This is a genomic window from Enterococcus sp. AMC1086 (assembly GCF_058216575.1).
Genome location: NZ_CM177100.1, coordinates 2,957,887 through 2,974,191, shown reverse-complemented (window position 1 = coordinate 2,974,191; position 16,305 = coordinate 2,957,887). Strand labels below are relative to the sequence as shown.

General features: G+C 35.1%; 16 protein-coding genes. 12 read left to right on the top strand and 4 right to left on the bottom strand.

Annotation, left to right across the window (positions count from 1 at the left end; translation table 11 throughout):
• Positions 1 to 130 precede the first annotated feature (130 nt).
• A complete protein-coding gene (gene truA, locus AC4BC4_RS13975; RefSeq protein WP_490476084.1) occupies positions 131 to 892 on the top strand; it encodes a tRNA pseudouridine(38-40) synthase TruA in 762 nt (253 codons plus the stop codon).
• A gap of 37 nt (positions 893 to 929) precedes the next feature.
• On the opposite strand, the gene AC4BC4_RS13970 is transcribed toward truA, so the two are convergent.
• Both AC4BC4_RS13970 and AC4BC4_RS13965 read right to left on the bottom strand, forming a co-directional pair.
• On the bottom strand, positions 930 to 1,862 hold the full coding sequence (locus AC4BC4_RS13970) for an ROK family protein (protein WP_490476083.1): 933 nt from the start codon (positions 1,860 to 1,862) through the stop codon (positions 930 to 932).
• Positions 1,863 to 1,906: 44 nt separating this feature from the next.
• Positions 1,907 to 2,779, bottom strand: coding sequence for an alpha/beta hydrolase (locus tag AC4BC4_RS13965; RefSeq protein ID WP_490476082.1), 873 nt, complete (start codon positions 2,777 to 2,779; stop codon positions 1,907 to 1,909).
• A gap of 218 nt (positions 2,780 to 2,997) precedes the next feature.
• Here AC4BC4_RS13965 and AC4BC4_RS13960 point away from each other — a divergent pair, with 218 nt between their 5' ends.
• Positions 2,998 to 3,651: a DUF998 domain-containing protein gene (locus tag AC4BC4_RS13960; protein WP_490476081.1), complete on the top strand. Its 654-nt coding sequence runs from the start codon at positions 2,998 to 3,000 to the stop codon at positions 3,649 to 3,651.
• Between the two features lie 325 nt (positions 3,652 to 3,976).
• On the opposite strand, the gene AC4BC4_RS13955 is transcribed toward AC4BC4_RS13960, so the two are convergent.
• Entirely contained in the window at positions 3,977 to 4,846 is an 870-nt protein-coding gene (locus tag AC4BC4_RS13955) for a LysR family transcriptional regulator (RefSeq protein ID WP_490476080.1), read from the bottom strand.
• 123 nt (positions 4,847 to 4,969) lie between these two features.
• Here AC4BC4_RS13955 and AC4BC4_RS13950 point away from each other — a divergent pair, with 123 nt between their 5' ends.
• The 3 genes from AC4BC4_RS13950 to AC4BC4_RS13940 all read left to right on the top strand — a co-directional run bounded on the left by AC4BC4_RS13950 (position 4,970) and on the right by AC4BC4_RS13940 (position 7,957).
• The gene (locus AC4BC4_RS13950; RefSeq protein ID WP_490476079.1) at positions 4,970 to 5,554 is read left to right on the top strand and encodes a DapH/DapD/GlmU-related protein; all 585 of its coding nucleotides are present in this window, start codon (positions 4,970 to 4,972) and stop codon (positions 5,552 to 5,554) included.
• Between the two features lie 39 nt (positions 5,555 to 5,593).
• Complete coding sequence (locus tag AC4BC4_RS13945) at positions 5,594 to 6,340, top strand: SDR family oxidoreductase (RefSeq protein WP_490476078.1); 747 nt, start codon at positions 5,594 to 5,596, stop codon at positions 6,338 to 6,340.
• A 495-nt stretch (positions 6,341 to 6,835) separates the two neighbouring features.
• A complete protein-coding gene (locus AC4BC4_RS13940) occupies positions 6,836 to 7,957 on the top strand; it encodes an internalin N-terminal domain-containing protein (RefSeq protein ID WP_490476077.1) in 1,122 nt (373 codons plus the stop codon).
• A 373-nt stretch (positions 7,958 to 8,330) separates the two neighbouring features.
• Here the strand turns inward: AC4BC4_RS13940 and AC4BC4_RS13935 are convergent, their stop codons facing one another.
• Positions 8,331 to 8,597 carry a hypothetical protein gene (locus AC4BC4_RS13935; RefSeq protein ID WP_490476076.1) on the bottom strand — a complete coding sequence of 89 codons (267 nt, stop codon included), beginning with the start codon at positions 8,595 to 8,597 and terminating at the stop codon, positions 8,331 to 8,333.
• A 312-nt stretch (positions 8,598 to 8,909) separates the two neighbouring features.
• Between AC4BC4_RS13935 and AC4BC4_RS13930 the strand changes: the two genes are divergently transcribed.
• The 7 genes from AC4BC4_RS13930 (at position 8,910) to AC4BC4_RS13900 (ending at position 16,303) form a co-directional block, all read left to right on the top strand.
• Positions 8,910 to 10,223 carry an NCS2 family permease gene (locus AC4BC4_RS13930; RefSeq protein ID WP_490476075.1) on the top strand — a complete coding sequence of 438 codons (1,314 nt, stop codon included), beginning with the start codon at positions 8,910 to 8,912 and terminating at the stop codon, positions 10,221 to 10,223.
• 141 nt (positions 10,224 to 10,364) lie between these two features.
• A complete protein-coding gene (locus AC4BC4_RS13925; protein ID WP_490476074.1) occupies positions 10,365 to 10,733 on the top strand; it encodes a MarR family winged helix-turn-helix transcriptional regulator in 369 nt (122 codons plus the stop codon).
• Positions 10,734 to 10,821: 88 nt separating this feature from the next.
• Positions 10,822 to 11,925, top strand: coding sequence for an NADH-dependent flavin oxidoreductase (locus tag AC4BC4_RS13920; RefSeq protein WP_490476073.1), 1,104 nt, complete (start codon positions 10,822 to 10,824; stop codon positions 11,923 to 11,925).
• 187 nt (positions 11,926 to 12,112) lie between these two features.
• A complete protein-coding gene (locus AC4BC4_RS13915; protein ID WP_490476072.1) occupies positions 12,113 to 12,607 on the top strand; it encodes a GNAT family N-acetyltransferase in 495 nt (164 codons plus the stop codon).
• Positions 12,608 to 12,806: 199 nt separating this feature from the next.
• Positions 12,807 to 14,003, top strand: a complete 1,197-nt coding sequence (locus AC4BC4_RS13910; protein WP_490476071.1) for an AbrB/MazE/SpoVT family DNA-binding domain-containing protein — start codon at positions 12,807 to 12,809, stop codon at positions 14,001 to 14,003.
• Positions 14,004 to 14,252: 249 nt separating this feature from the next.
• Positions 14,253 to 14,771, top strand: coding sequence for an HdeD family acid-resistance protein (locus AC4BC4_RS13905; RefSeq protein ID WP_438758216.1), 519 nt, complete (start codon positions 14,253 to 14,255; stop codon positions 14,769 to 14,771).
• A 95-nt stretch (positions 14,772 to 14,866) separates the two neighbouring features.
• Positions 14,867 to 16,303 (top strand): amino acid permease, encoded by a 1,437-nt coding sequence (locus AC4BC4_RS13900; RefSeq protein ID WP_490476070.1) that lies wholly within the window; start codon positions 14,867 to 14,869, stop codon positions 16,301 to 16,303.
• The last annotated feature ends 2 nt before the right edge of the window (positions 16,304 to 16,305 follow it).

Genomic DNA, 16,305 nt, shown 5'->3' with positions numbered 1-16,305 from the left:
ATGAATAGTATGTCAATAGAACGATAAGTTGGAATAGGAAGACAAAAGAATTTTTCATAGTACGCATCATAGAGTATACTAAAGGAGCTGGAGATTTTTAGATTAAATAGAGCGATGCAAGGAGATACAAATGAGAAATATTAAACTAACAATTGAGTATGATGGAACTAGATATTTAGGCTGGCAAAGGTTGGGTGACTCTGATAAAACGATTCAAGGAAAAATCGAGAATATCTTAACACAAATGACCAGCTCAAAAATAGAAATTATTGGCTCGGGCAGGACGGATGCCGGAACACATGCAAGAGGGCAGATTGCTAATTTCAAAACGAATACCACACTAAGTTTGGCAGAAATGCTCGCGTTTTTGAATCGTTATTTGCCACGAGATATTGTTGTAAAAAAAGTAGAAGAAGTACCTGAAAGATTTCATGCGCGCTATAATGCAACAGGGAAAAAATATAGCTATCATGTCTGGAATGATGTGATCCCATCAGCTTTTGAACGGCACTTTAGTTTTCAATATTCTGAAAAACTTAATCATGAGCTGATGAATGAGGCTTGTCAAAAACTGATAGGAACCCATGATTTTATCGGGTTTTCATCGCTTAAAAAGACGAAAAAATCAACGACCAGAACGATCAATGAGCTTTCTATTCAACAAGAGGGAAGTATGCTTCATTTTACTTTTGTCGGGGATGGCTTCTTATATAAAATGGTACGAATAATTATGGGGACTATTTTAGAGATTGGGTCTGGAACGATGAAACTTGAAACGATCGACGAGATATTTGAACATAAAATCAGAAGTGATGCTGGGATGACGGTCCCTTCTCAAGGTCTTTTTCTTGATGAAGTTTATTATCGTAATGAAACAAAGTCAATCGATTAGTTGGATGTAGGATGTGAAAAAAGCGCAATTTTTGCGCTTATCTCACATCCTTTATTTTGTTTTTAGTCAATGTTGAACTCTCTATCTCAACAAATAAGTGATATAATGCCCCTAATAAATTCGACGAATTTCTAAATGCACACGCTTCAATAATGAGAGGCTCAAATGTTTGCCCCAGCATAGTTTCTTTTTGTCTGATGTTGATATACTGTAGCTGGATCATTCCAATCAAGCTATCTTGGGCGCTGATTCCGCCACCAATCACGATTTTTTTCAAATCTAACATAACTTGCATGTCTGTCAGAAGAATGGCGATATCTCGACAGTAATTTTCAAATAAAACCGTCAAATCGGCGGATGATTGTGTTGAAATCGCGTTAAAAACAGAGGCATGATCCTCTTTTGACACATTTAAGATATTGGTCGCTTCTGCCATGAATTTTACGGCTGAACCATAATAATCAAAGAGTTGTGGTTGCATAGGATTCTGCGATTGCCGTATTAGAAAGCTTAATTCACCTGCTTGAAAATTGGGTCCTTGATGCAAATGATTATCTAAAATCAAGCCACCGCCAATACCAGTTCCCAAAACAACAGCTGCTCCATTTTCGATCCCCTTTAGGTTGCCGATCCACCATTCAGCTAAAGCCGCAGCTTTTCCATCGTTGAGCACCGAAAATGGTAGATCCGTAATACTAGCAATCCATTTTTTCATTGGAAAATCATACAGAAATAGTAATGAACCTCCAGTGTGAATGTACCCTTTAGTTGAATCAACTCTACCGGGACAACTCATCGCAAGGCCTTTGATTTTGCCTTTTTGCGCGTCTAGTTCGCAACGGATTGTTTCTTTAAACAGCTCTAGCGTTTTTGGTGTTGAGTGTTGCCAGGTTTGGATAAAGTTACCAGCTCTATCAATCAACCCGAATTTTATATACGTCCCACCAACATCAATACTTAAATAATGCATTATTCGACCCTCCGCCTTTACTTAAAATCCCTTTTACCTGTCTCTTAAAAAAACCTTTTGAAAAAAGCAATTTCATCATTATTACATTCTTTAGCAATATCGCTTTTTTGATTTAGGTGAAAGACATGTCCTAGATCAGAGTTGTCTTGATTTGCATAAAGTTTGTAAAAGGTTTCGATCCCTTTTGATTTCAGTAAATCTGCTAAAGGTTCAGCCACATCTTTTAGAAAATCATGTGTAGCCGTTGCCACAAATGATGGTGGGAAATTTTCTGTAATATAGCTCTCTACAGGGAATTGGCTCTCAAGTGTTGGTGTGATTGTTTCACCAAAGTAAAATGGAAAGTCTTGATTGAGTGCAACGTTTTGTCCAAGGAAATAAGCGCCACAATTCATGGCAACAGCTTTAAAGTTGACCGTTGCGATTTTAAACGGAAACTTTTGTCCATAATTAGGATTACTGATCATCGCTGCATATTGTTCGACTAGTTGTCCACCAGCACTGTCACCGATTAAAAACAGGTGATTCAACTCAACGTAATAACTTTCTCCATGTTCAACTAACCAATTCATCAAATTATTCGTATCTTCTAAAGGAGCAGGATACTGATGATCGGGCGCTAAACGATAATTGAAATTTACCACAGTAAATCCTTGTGTTGCTAAATACATGGTGTAAAAACGATAAAGCTCTTTATCCCCATAAAAAAATCCGCCGCCGTGAATATTGATGATCGTTGGTAGACATTTATCGGTACCTTTTGGATAGTAAATATCAAAAGTATTTTCATCACCATAGGGACCATAAGACAAATTTTTGACTATTTCTAAGGTATCAGGTTCGGTTAAACCAGCATCCCGTTTTGCATCATTTTCACGCAAATTTGACCTCATTGTTGGAATATCGATGTTTAGCATAGTTATTGCCTCCGAATTTGATTTTTTTAAAATAAGTTAGTTGCGATTGCTTCTCTTATTTGTATTATAAATGAAACCGTTTGCTAATTAAAGTGGAAAAGCAAGCATGCAAAAGGAGTTTTTTTCCTGTCTAAAGAATTATGATTACAAAATTATGTCATAATTGCGTATAATGAAATGGAAAAACGATAAGAGAAATTTGACGTAGGAGGAACGACATGAATTTTCTTAAAAAATATGGCTTTTATTTTCTTTTATTAGGTGCAATTAGCGATTTTTTAACACCGTATATTTTAGGTATTTTTTATCCTAAAGTAAATCAAATGACTATGGTGATCAGTGTATTTGGTGATGTAGAAAGTCCGGTGCGACAAGCATTTTTAGTTTGGTCTGTGGTATCAGGGATCCTATTTGTTTTAGCAATTCCTGCAATGTATCAAACATTCACCAACACGTCAACGACCTTGGCTAAATGGCTAGTTCTTGCAATTGGGTTATACGGAGTAGGCGATTGCATTTTTACTGGATTATTTAGTATCAACACAGAGCAAACAAATTGGAATTTTTCGACCTGGGTTCATAATATTGGTTCTGGGTTAGGATATGCAGGTTTTTTATTGTTTCCGCTCTTTTTATTTTTACTTTATAAAAAAGAAGGGAAAGCAAAGCATAGCAGACTGTATTTTATTTTATTACTAATTAGTTTCATTTTTGCGGGCATTTATGGATTAGCTAGAATACCAGCGATTAGTCATCTACCGGTATTAAATAAGATTGGTTTTTGCCAGAGAATTAGTTTTATTTTTAATTATTTACCAATAGTGATTTTTGCGTTAGATCAACTCAAAAATAGGAAGAAAGCGTTGAGTTAAAATCATATATAGAAAAAGTTATTAGAATCAGGAAGCATCAATCCTATCTGAAATGGCCACTCATATGAGCTATAATGCTGTAAGTTGGTTCGTTTTAAAAATTAACCTTCTACTAAAGTAGGATATGTCTGATTGGTCATAAAAAATGATTTAGTCTTATTTCAGAATTGAAAATTATACAGTTATTCGGATAATTGATGAAAATGGGCGTGAGATAAAAGTAAAATTCACTTTTGTCTCACGCCCTAAATGTGAATAAACTGTGGAAACAAAAACAACTCCTTCGGAAATAAGCTGAAATGCTTTCTTTCCAGCCACTTTTATTTTAATCAATAGGGTTAAGGAGTTCTAATAAGGCACTTGAAGCATTAGAAAAAATTTGGTTTTTCTTCCATACAAGACTAATAGTCGCTCTTAATGGTGGTGAAAAAGGAATGAATGTTAGGTTCGTTTCAGCAGTATTGATAATGCCATTGATACAAAGAGCACTTGCAACCTCTTGTTTTACAAATAAAGAAGCATTATACAATAAATTATAGGTTCCTATCACATTGAAGTGATCGATATTTTTACCAAGCCACTCTGCCAGTTGATTGTCTACGAGTGACTGATTTGAAATCAATAATGGTATATGCTGGATATCGTTTGGTGTCACACTTTTTAATGAACGTAATGGGCTCGTATTATGCACTAGAATTCCCCAATGATCTATCAAAGGTAGACGCAGATAGTCATATTTTTGTTTTTCTACAGGGTCAATAACTAACCCAAAATCTAATAACCCTTTATCGATTTTCTCCAGCACATCATCCGCATTTCCACTATATAAATGAACATGAATGTCAGGATGTTCTTCCCTTAATTTCTGTATACGCTCAGCAATAAAGTTAAAAGCCTGAGTTTCCCCTCCACCAATTGTAATTTCTCCGCTAATAACGTCGTTCTTTATTAAGTTTGTTGTTGTTGAGTCAACTAAAGATAAAATTTCTTTCCCTTTGCTTTCTAAGTAAACACCTGCTTCAGTCAATGTTATAAATCGATTTCCACGTTCAAATAGACACACCCCGAGTTCTTCTTCTAATTCTTTCAATTGTTTTGAAAGCGTTGGCTGAGAAAGATGCAGTACCTCAGCCGCCTTACTGATTGTTTTCTCTCTTGCTACGGTTAAAAAATAATTTATGACACGAAGCTCCATAAAAATCGCCCTTTCTATAGATAAAAGTTATGTATGAGTATTCTATATAGGTATTAGTTAAGTATAACGTATTCAGGTAAAATAAAGACAGTAAATTAGATTATTTTTTTTAGGAGGGGTTATATGGCAAACCGTGAGTTGCAAAAAAAATTAGTTGGCAAAGAGATAATACAAAATTCTGATCTATTTAATGAAATTCATGTAATAAAACAAGCCAATGAACGACTATTGACGGAGCTGAATACGCAGTACCACACGCAAGAAGAAAGGTTAGAATACATGAAAGAGATCACTGGGGAAAAAATTGCTGATTCTGTCACGATTTCACAACCATTTTATAGTGATTTCGGCCGCCATATTACGTTTGGAAAAAATATTTTTGTTAATCAGAACGTGACGTTTGTAGATTTGGGTGGAATAACAATTGAAGATGATGTATTGATTGGACCGGGTTCAACATTTATTACAGTTAATCATTTGATTGAGCCAAAAAAAAGAAGAGGATTGAAAGTAGACCCCATCCTTATTAAAAGAAATGCTTGGATTGGCGCCAATGTTACGATCTTACCTGGGGTAATAATTGGTGAAAATTCAATCGTTGCGGCGGATTCGACGGTCATCAAAAGTGTCCCGAAGAATGTTATTGTAGCCGGTAGTCCAGCTAAGAAAATCCGTGAAATAACGGATGGACTCAAAGTAGCACCTTGACAGAGTTCGATTTTAATAAAAGTAAGGGAGAAAAATACTATGACGATTAGAGATAAAGTAGTTATTATTACAGGTGCTTCATCAGGTATTGGCGAAGCGACAGCGAAGTTATTAGCTGAAAAGGGAGCAAAAGTAGTTTTAGGGGCACGACGTGAAAAGCCGCTTGCGAAAATTGTAGAACAGATTAATGCAGCGTCTGGCGATGCTATTTATCAAGTGACAGACGTTACAAAACAAGAAGATAATCGAAAGCTTGTAGCACTTGCCAAAGAACACTATGGAAAAGTTGATGTACTATTTTTAAACGCAGGAATCATGCCGAATTCACCATTATCCGCACTTAAAATAGATGAATGGCATCAAATGGTCGATGTCAATATTAAGGGTGTTCTAAACGGAATCGGTGCAGTATTGCCTTCATTCATTGAACAAAAATCAGGGCATATTATTGCTACGTCTTCTGTTGCAGGACTCAAAGCTTATCCAGGCGGTGCAGTTTATGGTGCAACAAAGTGGGCTGTGCGAGATTTAATGGAAGTGTTGCGTATGGAATCGGCACAAGAAGGGACACATATTCGTACAGCAACACTTTATCCTGCTGCAATCAATACAGCATTATTAGACACGATCACTGATCAAAAAACAGCTGAAGGAATGACAGGATTGTACAAACAATATGGCATTAGCCCTGATCGCGTAGCAAGTATCGTTGCTTATGCAATCGATCAGCCAGAAGATGTGAATGTCAATGAGTTTACAGTAGGACCTACGGATCAGCCGTGGTAAGTTTTTAGAATGTCTTGTAAATGATCAGTAAAAAAAATTGAGTACATTATCCGCTATATTTCCATCCTCTGGCACTAAATGAATTTGAAGGATGTCCTCCATTAATTTGAAATATTAAACAAGTATTATGAGTTTACTTAGAAAAACATAGCTTAGTAATCGTATTTTGTTGGCGTATTTTTTATTAATATAATCTAAAAAATGGTGTAGGATAGTATAATTCTACGCCGTTTTTTGTGTAGAATGAGTTAAACTTTTCTCGCTCGTAATGCTCAATTCGGTAACTGTTTTTATATAGCAAAAAATCCAGAGATAATTTGTATGAAAATAGTCCATCTTAGATGATTTTTATAATAATTTTTTATATACTGTATAGTATAAGTTTTTTTAGTTATAAAAAACAAATATTTAGGATGAATTAAATTTTAAAAAAAGATTGATAAATATTAATTAATGTGATATATTTATTTTTGTAAAAAAAAGGAGTGTTTTGGTATGAAAAAGAAAATCTATTTGGGTTTGATGAGTGTAATTTTCACAACTTTTTTGTTCGTTGGATTCGGAGATTCTGCGGAAGCTTTTGTCAATTTGAAGGAAGCGACAAAAATCTGTGAGATTTTTCCTGATCCTGCATTTGCGAAGTATATAGCAGATCAATTAAAAAAATCTCCCAATGAGGTAGTGACACAGGCAGAATTAGATAAAATCACTTATGTAAATATTAATAGTAAAGGTGTTAAGAGTATCGAAGGAATAAAATATATGCATAACAATCAAGCATTTCATTTCTCAAGTAACGAGGTAACAGATCTTAGTCCTCTTAGAGGTTGGGAAAATCATAAACTAAATAATTTACAACTCTATAACAATCATAATATTACTGATATTTCACCTTTATTGGAAACAAAATTACCGAACCTATGGATATTGTTCTTGCATAATTTGAATCTAGATAATTCCGCATTTGATGTATTGGCTAAATTTAATACAGCACCTAAGATGGGAACATTACAATTAGCTGGAAATCACTTAGATGACTTCAACAAACTGACAAAAATGCCTCATAAAAATGCCTTGTGGCTTGGAATATACTATGATAGACAAACGGTTGAGCTTCCAGCAGTAACTGTAGGAAAAAGCCCGTTAGTAATAGAAAATACAAGTACAGATCTTATGGATAAGGTACAAAAAATGCCAATTATTAACGTTAGTGATAATGGATTAACAGATGGCGACAATAGTGTTACGTGGAATGAAGAAGAGATCGACGAAGATACTGACTATTTGACTATGAATGTAGAATCAGCAGCAAATCCTGATTACACTAACTATGGAAAACCTAATGTTGAATATAAATTACCTCTAAAGTGGCAACCTGTAATTTACTGTAGTGATCCACTTCCACCAACAAAAGTGGGGAATATATTTGATCCATATGCTGGAGTTAGTGCAGAGGATAAAGAAGATGGGGATCTTAAGGTTACGGTAAAAGAAAGCACTGTACCTGTAGATGGAGGTGTAATTACCAAAAAAGGAAAATTCACAGTTACTTATTCTGTGACAGACTCAGATGGAAATGAAGTAGAAAAAACTGTTCAAGTCAAAGTACGTGCTTAAGCAAGAAGATGCTCTCAAAAGTTGTATGCGAAAGCAACAATTTTTGAGGGCTATTTTTTTATGAGATACTCTGTAATTGGATTTTGTATAAAATAGCATGTCAGTTGCTCTGTAAGAAAAGTTTCCTAAAATAGTGGTTATGGGTGTATAGTTTTAGATATAAGTTTAGGTGTTATCCCTTTACTATAAAAAACCTCTACATAGAGAGATTTTTAGCTTTACTATCACAAACATGTATATAACTGCAATACCCAATCATTTAGTTTATTGGTATATAATTGAATTGCACAAGTAATTGCCATATTATAGTCTTCATTGAGTATATACAATTTTCCTGTTATTTATGGATTTTTTTCTTTAAAATACTGAATCATTAGATATTTTCTATTGCTAAATCTTTGTCTAGTATCCAACCTGTAAGCCCATATGAAGAGAATAATACGTAATAATTTACTCCTTCTTCTGTAATTTTAATTTTTAATTCCTCTATTGTTTTATATATAATAAGCCAACCACTATTTTTTTTAGAGTTTAATAATTCTTTATTATTTTCAAAAAAATGTTGGATATCAATTATGTCTATATCTAAAATTGTGCTATACGGTATATCATCACAAAATTTGTATGCTAAAATTATCATCTAAATTCGCATCAATAGTTAATATTTTCGTCCTAAAATTCATTTTGTATTCTATTTTAACAAGAAGTTCCTCAACTCAAAAGAAAGTAATTTTAAATTTATAGTTAATATGGTAAAAAAATCTCAAAAGTGACGATATGACAAGAAATTGGATTAAATGTCGTGTCTCATAAATGAGCATTTTTAGATAAGCCATAAGTTTCACCTTAGTATTTACTTATCCTTTTGTTTATTATATGATTGAACACGTTGTTTAAGTAATTATTGGCATTTTAAGAACAAGTTATTATTCATATTTTAGGAGGATATCAGGTGAAAGAAAAAATTATTGCCTATTTTGAGATCAACGAATTAAATACTACAGTGAAACGTGAATTTTTAGCTGGATTTACGACATTTATTTCAATGGCGTATATTTTGTTTGTAAACCCTACGGTCTTGGGGGCTTCCGGAATGGACGAAGGCGCAGTCTTCACTGCGACAGCACTAGCTAGTGCATTAGGCTGTATTTTGATGGGGATTTTTGCTAAGTATCCGATCGCAACAGCACCAGCGCTAGGAATCAATGCCTTTTTTGCTTATTCTGTTTGTGTCGGAATGGGAGTTCCTTGGGAAACGGCGTTAGCTGGCGTTTTTGTGGCGTCTTTAATCTTCATTTTGATCACGGTCTTTAAACTACGTGAATTGATCATTGACGCTATACCTGCAGATTTGAAATACGCTATTTCTGGCGGAATTGGTCTGTTCATCGCTTTTCTAGGATTAAGCGAAGGTGGGATCATTGTTTCAAATGAGTCAACGTTGGTGGCTTTAGGACCATTGAATGTAGGCTCAACTTGGCTGACTATTTTTGGCTTAGTGATTACAGCGATTATGATGGTGCGTCGTGTTCCTGGCGGGATTTTTATCGGGATGACCGCAACAACTATTTTGGGATTGGTAACGGGTTTGATTGAAGTGCCGGCTAAAATCATTTCAGCAGCTCCAAGTCTGAAACCAACATTTTTAGTTGCGTTAAAACATGTTGGAGACATTAATTCTCTACAATTATGGGTCGTAGTGTTGACGTTCTTATTAGTAACTTTCTTTGATACAGCTGGAACTCTTGTCGGTTTAGCGAATCAGGCTGGTTTTATGAAAGAGAATAAAATGCCCCGAGTTGGAAAAGCATTAGCTGCGGATTCAACAGCGATGTTAGCAGGTTCTCTTTTAGGAACTTCTCCAGTTGGTGCATATGTAGAATCTTCTGCAGGAATCGCAGTTGGCGGACGTTCCGGTTTAACAGCTGTAACAACAGGTCTTTTCTTCATTGTTGGATTATTTTTCTCTCCATTACTTTCAGTAGTAACCTCGCAAGTAACAGCACCAGCGTTAATTGTTGTGGGTGTTTTAATGGCTCAATCTCTTAGCCAAATCAAATGGAAAGAAATGGAAATTGCAATTCCTTCATTTTTGATTCTTTTAGGAATGCCTTTGACTTACAGTATTTCTGATGGAATTGCGCTTGGTTTTATTTTCTATCCAATTACAATGATTGCTGCAAAACGTGGAAAAGAAGTCTCACCGATCATGTATGCGTTGTTCTTTGTTTTTGTAGGGTTTATGTGGATTTTGAATGCGAGTTAAATAAAAAAGTAACCAAATAAAGTCATGTGGCTAAGGTCCATGGCTTTTATTTTGTTTGAACCTTTCTTAAAATTTTGACTTTTACACTAAAAACAAGCAAACTATAATTAGTTGAAAGAATACTCAAGGAGGGATGATTAAATGGAAACACCTCTTATATCTCAATGGCTGGACTATACAAAAAAGCAGTCCATGGTTGAAAAAAAATTAGAAGAAATGCTGAAGAAAAATAGTCAACTCACAACAAGTGAGTATTATGCGTTATATCAACTCAAGCAAAATGGGTGCCACATGAGGCTGAATGATTTAGGAAATCATCTGTGTTTGAGCCAAAGTGCATTGTCTCGTATGATCAATAGGCTAGAAGATAGAAATCATCCGATGATTGAAAGAAGAATTTGTACAGATGATAAACGTGGCGTGTATGTAGATTTGACCGTTGAAGGGGCAAATTTAGTATCATCTGTGGAGCAGGAAGTAAATGCTATTTTAAAAAAGTATTTTATATAGAAGACTAAGGAGTTGCTTTTTAGTCTTTTATTCTTTACTATGTAAATAGTTGCATGTGCATGCATGTAAAATCAAGGGAGGAAATTCAATGAATAATGTAGATACGGGACTAACCTTTAAAAGAGGCTTACACGTGAAAAATAGACTGGTTGTTGCACCGATGACGACACAGATGTCATTTTTTGATGGTACTGTCACAAATGATGAAATTGAGTATTATGCACTACGAACTGGGGAAGTTGGTGCATTTATCACAGCTGCCGCCAATGTTCATGAAGGTGGTAAAGGATGGGATGGAGAATTGGGCGTGTATGATGACCGCTTTATTCCAGGACTAGCTAAATTAGCCGCAGCGATCAAGAAGAATCATACAAAAGCGATTCTTCAAATTTTTCATGCTGGGCGGATGACGGATTCTAAAATCTTACATGGTGTTCAACCTGTTGCACCAAGTGCTGTTGCCGCTGAACGACCTAATGCACAAACACCAAGGGAATTAACAGAAGAAGAGATTTTTGACATTTTAGAAAGTTTTAAAAAAGCGACAAAAAGAGCAATTAGAGCAGGTTTTGATGGCGTAGAGATTCACGGAGCAAATACTTACTTGATCCAACAATTCTTTTCTCCACATTCTAATCGGCGGACAGATGAATGGGGTGGATCTCTAGAAAAAAGAGTCAAATTTATTAATGATTTAGTTGATGGTGTAACAGAAGTTGTCGATCAATCCGGTGTGAAAGATTTTATTGTGGGGTATCGTTTTTCCCCAGAAGAATATGAAGAACCTGGGATTCGTTTGAGTGATACATTATTCTTGGTCGATTTATTAGCGAACAAACCGTTGGATTATCTCCATCTATCCGTCGGTAATTATAGGAATCATTCAGTGAGTGATGATTTTAAAGAAAAACCAATTATCGAGTATATAAAAGAAACAATTCAGGATCGTCTTCCGCTGATCGGTGTAGGGGATATCAGAAATGGTAAAGATGCAAAAGAAGTTTTGGCAACGGCAGACCTAGCTGCTGTTGGACGAGCAATTTTGATTGATCCTCATTGGGCACAAAAAGTACTAGATGGTCAAGATCAGTTAATCAGAACAGAACTTTCTCACTATGATCGAGATGAATTAAGAATCAGCAACGGTGTTTGGGGCTTTTTAGAAAGTATGATGCCTGAGAGACTTAAATAGAAGAAATATCAATATAAACTTTAGGAGGAATTGGGACAGAAGCGTTTGTTTCTGAAGAAGTTGCTTCTGCTCCCACCTTTTATTAAGGCTAGGGGATAACTCGTAGAGTTATCCCCTAGCCTCTTTTTTTTGTTAAAATAGATAAATAAAACGAAACGAATGAATACAATCAAAACAGGAAGTAAAAATGAATCAAAAATTGAAAAGTAGAGGGGATACGATGATCCAAATAAAGCGAGTGACAACAGATCATTCAGATTTACTAAATTTAATCACAGAACTAAATGATTTTTTCAACGAAGAATGGGGCCAAGAGATTGCACAAAGTTATCAAAACCAGCATGATCTAACGAAGATGGCTTGTGCAGTTGTCGCATATGATGAGGGAAAAGCAGTTGGATGCGGTTGTTGGAAGCTTTTAGATAAGCAAACGCCAGAAATAAAACGAATGTATGTCAAACAAACAAGTCGAGGTAGTGGCGCTGCTGGAGAGATTATCCAAGCATTAGAAACAGACATGGTAAAAAAAGGCTATCAAAAAGCTGTTTTGGAGACAGGAAAAGATATGTCAGGTGCTATTCGATTTTATGAAAAACAAGGATATCAGATTATTCCAAATTACGGTGAATTTATTGGAGATGAATTATGCGTTTGTATGAAAAAGGAATTTAAAAACAAGTGAAATTATTTAATATAGGAAGAAAATAGTATGTAGGGAAGGATTTTCTTTCTTATCGATAAATGCTCATCATTTTTTTTATCTATTATGTCAATCTGGTTTATCAATAATTCATTTAAAAAAATGAACGAATGTATTGCTTTTACAATTAATAAATCTATAATGTTTATGAGACGTAAAGTGAAGCACAGGGGGAATGAGCATGGAAAAAAAGCAGTTTAGTATTACATTGCCGGAAAAAGTAGTTGAAGAATTTGATTTAGAAAATGAAGATGACGTGATAGTAAGCATTAAAGATCAAAAGATAGTGATTGAACCTAAAAAGAAAAGGGCGGGAAATCAGACACTTTCTTTAAGATGGTTTTTAATTCCGACAAGCGTGATCAGTATTCTATTTTTAGGATACTTATTCTACACTGGCAAAAATCAGATTGCTTTAGTTGGGCCAGGGTCAATTGCAAATTATGCTCTTTCCATTGGCGTATTGAGTGGTGTTCTTAGCTTTATATTTTTCTTTGTTAAAGGAAAGAGAGATCAAATCACGACGCAATCAAAGGATATTTATTGGCGTAACTTCCCAACGATTTTGTTATCTTTTATCGTTATTTTGGTTTTTTCTTTGTTAGTTTTATTCAAAGTGATCGGTTTGGTATTTATCGGTGCAACATTTGATCATTTTACATCTGCGATGATTTTTTTCTTGTTTGCTGGAGTGATCAATTATTTTATGATTTATTCGGCACTTTCTATTACACCTGCTAAATTAACTAGTTTGTTGATTTTTGTGATTATTGGTGGGGTATTACTTGCGATGATCACCAATAGAGATCATCAGTGGTGGCAGTTTAACTTTAGTTTTTTGGGAACGATCGAAGCGAAAAATCGTTGGCAGTTTAATGTAACGTTGATGTTTTCTTCATTGTTGATGGTGGCTTTGATAGATGGGCTATTCGTAGAGTTGCAAAAAGCGATCCCAAACAGCAGGCGTCTGACGACCTTGCGGATTTTATTAACATTGACTGCATTGGATCTTGGAGCAGTTGGGTTATTTCCATATACTGAGACAGGGCGATTTCAAGGTGTGCATAATCATGTAGCTGAATATCTAGTTTATTTGATCGTAATCTTGATCGTCGGCATTAAATGGTTATTGCCAAGAGTTACAAAAGAATTTTTAACGATTTCTTATTTGATCGCTGCAGCTTTAGTTGCAGTAGTTATCCTATTTCAAGGAGTACATTATTTATCGCTGACCGCATTTGAATTATTGTCATTCATGTTGGCGTTTAGCTGGATCGTGTTGTTATTACAGAATCTACAAAAAATGGTCCAAAACATAAATAACACATTCCAAGTACCGTTAAAAAGCAGTACAATAGATCAATCAGATCCAGAGTAAATGGTATTGAGACTAAATAAAGAGAAAGATTCCTATAGAAGTTTTGTCGTAAAATGGCGGCTTTTATAGGATTTTTCTCTCTTTTTTTTTTGCTTTTTTTAAAGTAACGAGTGTTATTTTTCGATTTTTTCGTGTCATGCGACAATATGTGGAATTTTGAGAGTCCTCTTTTCTTCTATACTACATATATAAAGTTGACACACGATAATAACAGTCAGCTGGGACAATAAGAATGGAGGAATTAGAATTATGGTAAAAGAGAAAAAATTTAAGATTGGTTATTTTATTATAGGAGCATTGTTTATATGGGTTTCTATATTAGCTTTTCAAAATCCAACACAGGATTTAGCAGCATTAGTTATATTCTTTTCAATTATAGCAATCGTTAAAGGGGTAGTTGAATTAGTTGCACGAGATAAGATGAAAGAAATCGAAGGGATTCATTCTAATTGGATTCTTGTTATAGGAATCATTGATTTATTAGTTGGAATATTCTTCTTATTACATTTAGCGTTAGGCATGGTTGTCTCACCATTTATTTTTGCAATCTGGTTCATTTGCGATTCAGTTGAAAGAGTTCTACACAAAGATGTGGCAAAACAAATTAGTAATGGCTATTACTATTTTTCACTTATCGTGAATATTTTAGGAATTATCATTGGGATTTTATTATTTTTAAATCCTGTAGTATCAGCTTTGACAATCGCATTTTTAGTAGGTTTTTATCTACTGTTAGCAGGAATTAATTATCTGATCGCTGCATTTTAAATAAGTCAAAAAATAACGATAGTTGAAACGGGAACACCAAATGATAAACATTGTTGTTTTGTCTTATAAAATCAAAAAACGAAGGGAATAAGAAAATGTCTGAAACAAAAAAGAAATTATCAAGGTTTAGCTTCTTCGCTATGACCGCTTCATTATTTATCACAGTTTATGAATATCCGACATTCGCAATGTCTGGTTTAACTTTAGTCTTCTTCTTATTAGTCTGCGGGCTATTCTGGTTCTTACCTGTAGCATTATGTTCGGCTGAAATGGCCACCATTAAAGGCTACCAAGAAGGAGGGATCTTCGGTTGGGTCGGTAAGACACTAGGAGAGAAATTCGGGTTTGCAGCAATCTTCTTCCAGTGGTTCCAAATCACCGTAGGATTTGTAACAATGATTTACTTTATCATCGGATCATTATCGTATGCAGTAGGTGTGCCGGCCTTAAACACAAATCCACTATTGAAATTTATCAGTGTGGTATTGATCTTTTGGATCGCAACACTTTTACAATTTAAAGGAACAGAAACAACGGCAAAAGTAGCCAAAGCAGGATTTGTCTTTGGGATCATCGTTCCTGTTGGTTTGATGTTGATTTTGACTATTAAATATACTCTGATTGGTGGACATCCAGTTGCCCATTCTTTCACGGACAAAGGCTTTTTGCCAAAAGGCAAAGATTTCGCCGCATTGGCATCCTTCATGTTAGCGTACATGGGTGTTGAAGCATCAGCGCCTCATATTACGGAATTAGAAAATCCCAAGAAAAATTATCCACTTGTGATGTTTATCTTGGTCATCGTCGGAATTGTTTTAAGTACAATCGGTGGAAGTGCTGTATCAATGGTTATTCCAGCTGACAAATTATCGTTGAACTCAGGTGTAGTTCAAACGTTCCAAACCCTTATTTTAGCTGAAAATGGTCAACTAACATGGGTTGTAAAATTAGTTGCAATCTTAGTAGCATTTGGAGTCTTGGCTCAAGTTTGTTCATGGATCGTCGGCCCAACAGAGGGGTTGCGTACAGTAGCGAAAAAAGGATTGATCCCTGCACGATTTAAAAAAGTAAATGATAATAAAGTTCCAGTACCACTATTAATTTTACAAGGAATTGTAGTTACAGTTTGGGCAGCAGTCCTTACTTTAGGCGGTGGCGGAAGTAATGTTTCTTTCCTAACAGCGATTTCCTTAACCGTAATTATTTACTTAAGTGCTTATGTTTTATTCTTTGTAGCATACTTTGTCTTGATTTTTAAACGGTCAAACCAAGATTTAGAACGGACATATCAAGTACCAGGTGGGAAAATCGGCAAAGCCTTGATCGGTGGTTCAGGATTACTTGTCTCACTTCTTGCGATTGGGTCTTCTATGATAGCACCAGGGGAGTTAAAAGGAGCTGAAATCCATACGTATTTAATTACTCTTGGTATTAGTTACATTGTTACATTGGCGATTCCATTTGTGTTCTATCACTTCTATAGTCGTCATCAATCAGAAAAGAAAGACACATCACAAAAAAGGAGTACTTAAAA

Bases quoted from the DNA above. Each gene is read 5' to 3' on its own strand.
- truA (WP_490476084.1), top strand. From the start codon at position 131: ATGAGAAATATTAAACTAACAATTGAGTATGATGGAACTAGATATTTA.
- AC4BC4_RS13970 (WP_490476083.1), bottom strand. From the start codon at position 1,862: ATGCATTATTTAAGTATTGATGTTGGTGGGACGTATATAAAATTCGGG.
- AC4BC4_RS13965 (WP_490476082.1), bottom strand. From the start codon at position 2,779: ATGCTAAACATCGATATTCCAACAATGAGGTCAAATTTGCGTGAAAAT.
- AC4BC4_RS13960 (WP_490476081.1), top strand. From the start codon at position 2,998: ATGAATTTTCTTAAAAAATATGGCTTTTATTTTCTTTTATTAGGTGCA.
- AC4BC4_RS13955 (WP_490476080.1), bottom strand. From the start codon at position 4,846: ATGGAGCTTCGTGTCATAAATTATTTTTTAACCGTAGCAAGAGAGAAA.
- AC4BC4_RS13950 (WP_490476079.1), top strand. From the start codon at position 4,970: ATGGCAAACCGTGAGTTGCAAAAAAAATTAGTTGGCAAAGAGATAATA.
- AC4BC4_RS13945 (WP_490476078.1), top strand. From the start codon at position 5,594: ATGACGATTAGAGATAAAGTAGTTATTATTACAGGTGCTTCATCAGGT.
- AC4BC4_RS13940 (WP_490476077.1), top strand. From the start codon at position 6,836: ATGAAAAAGAAAATCTATTTGGGTTTGATGAGTGTAATTTTCACAACT.
- AC4BC4_RS13935 (WP_490476076.1), bottom strand. From the start codon at position 8,597: ATGATAATTTTAGCATACAAATTTTGTGATGATATACCGTATAGCACA.
- AC4BC4_RS13925 (WP_490476074.1), top strand. From the start codon at position 10,365: ATGGAAACACCTCTTATATCTCAATGGCTGGACTATACAAAAAAGCAG.
- AC4BC4_RS13920 (WP_490476073.1), top strand. From the start codon at position 10,822: ATGAATAATGTAGATACGGGACTAACCTTTAAAAGAGGCTTACACGTG.
- AC4BC4_RS13915 (WP_490476072.1), top strand. From the start codon at position 12,113: ATGAATCAAAAATTGAAAAGTAGAGGGGATACGATGATCCAAATAAAG.
- AC4BC4_RS13910 (WP_490476071.1), top strand. From the start codon at position 12,807: ATGGAAAAAAAGCAGTTTAGTATTACATTGCCGGAAAAAGTAGTTGAA.
- AC4BC4_RS13905 (WP_438758216.1), top strand. From the start codon at position 14,253: ATGGTAAAAGAGAAAAAATTTAAGATTGGTTATTTTATTATAGGAGCA.
- AC4BC4_RS13900 (WP_490476070.1), top strand. From the start codon at position 14,867: ATGTCTGAAACAAAAAAGAAATTATCAAGGTTTAGCTTCTTCGCTATG.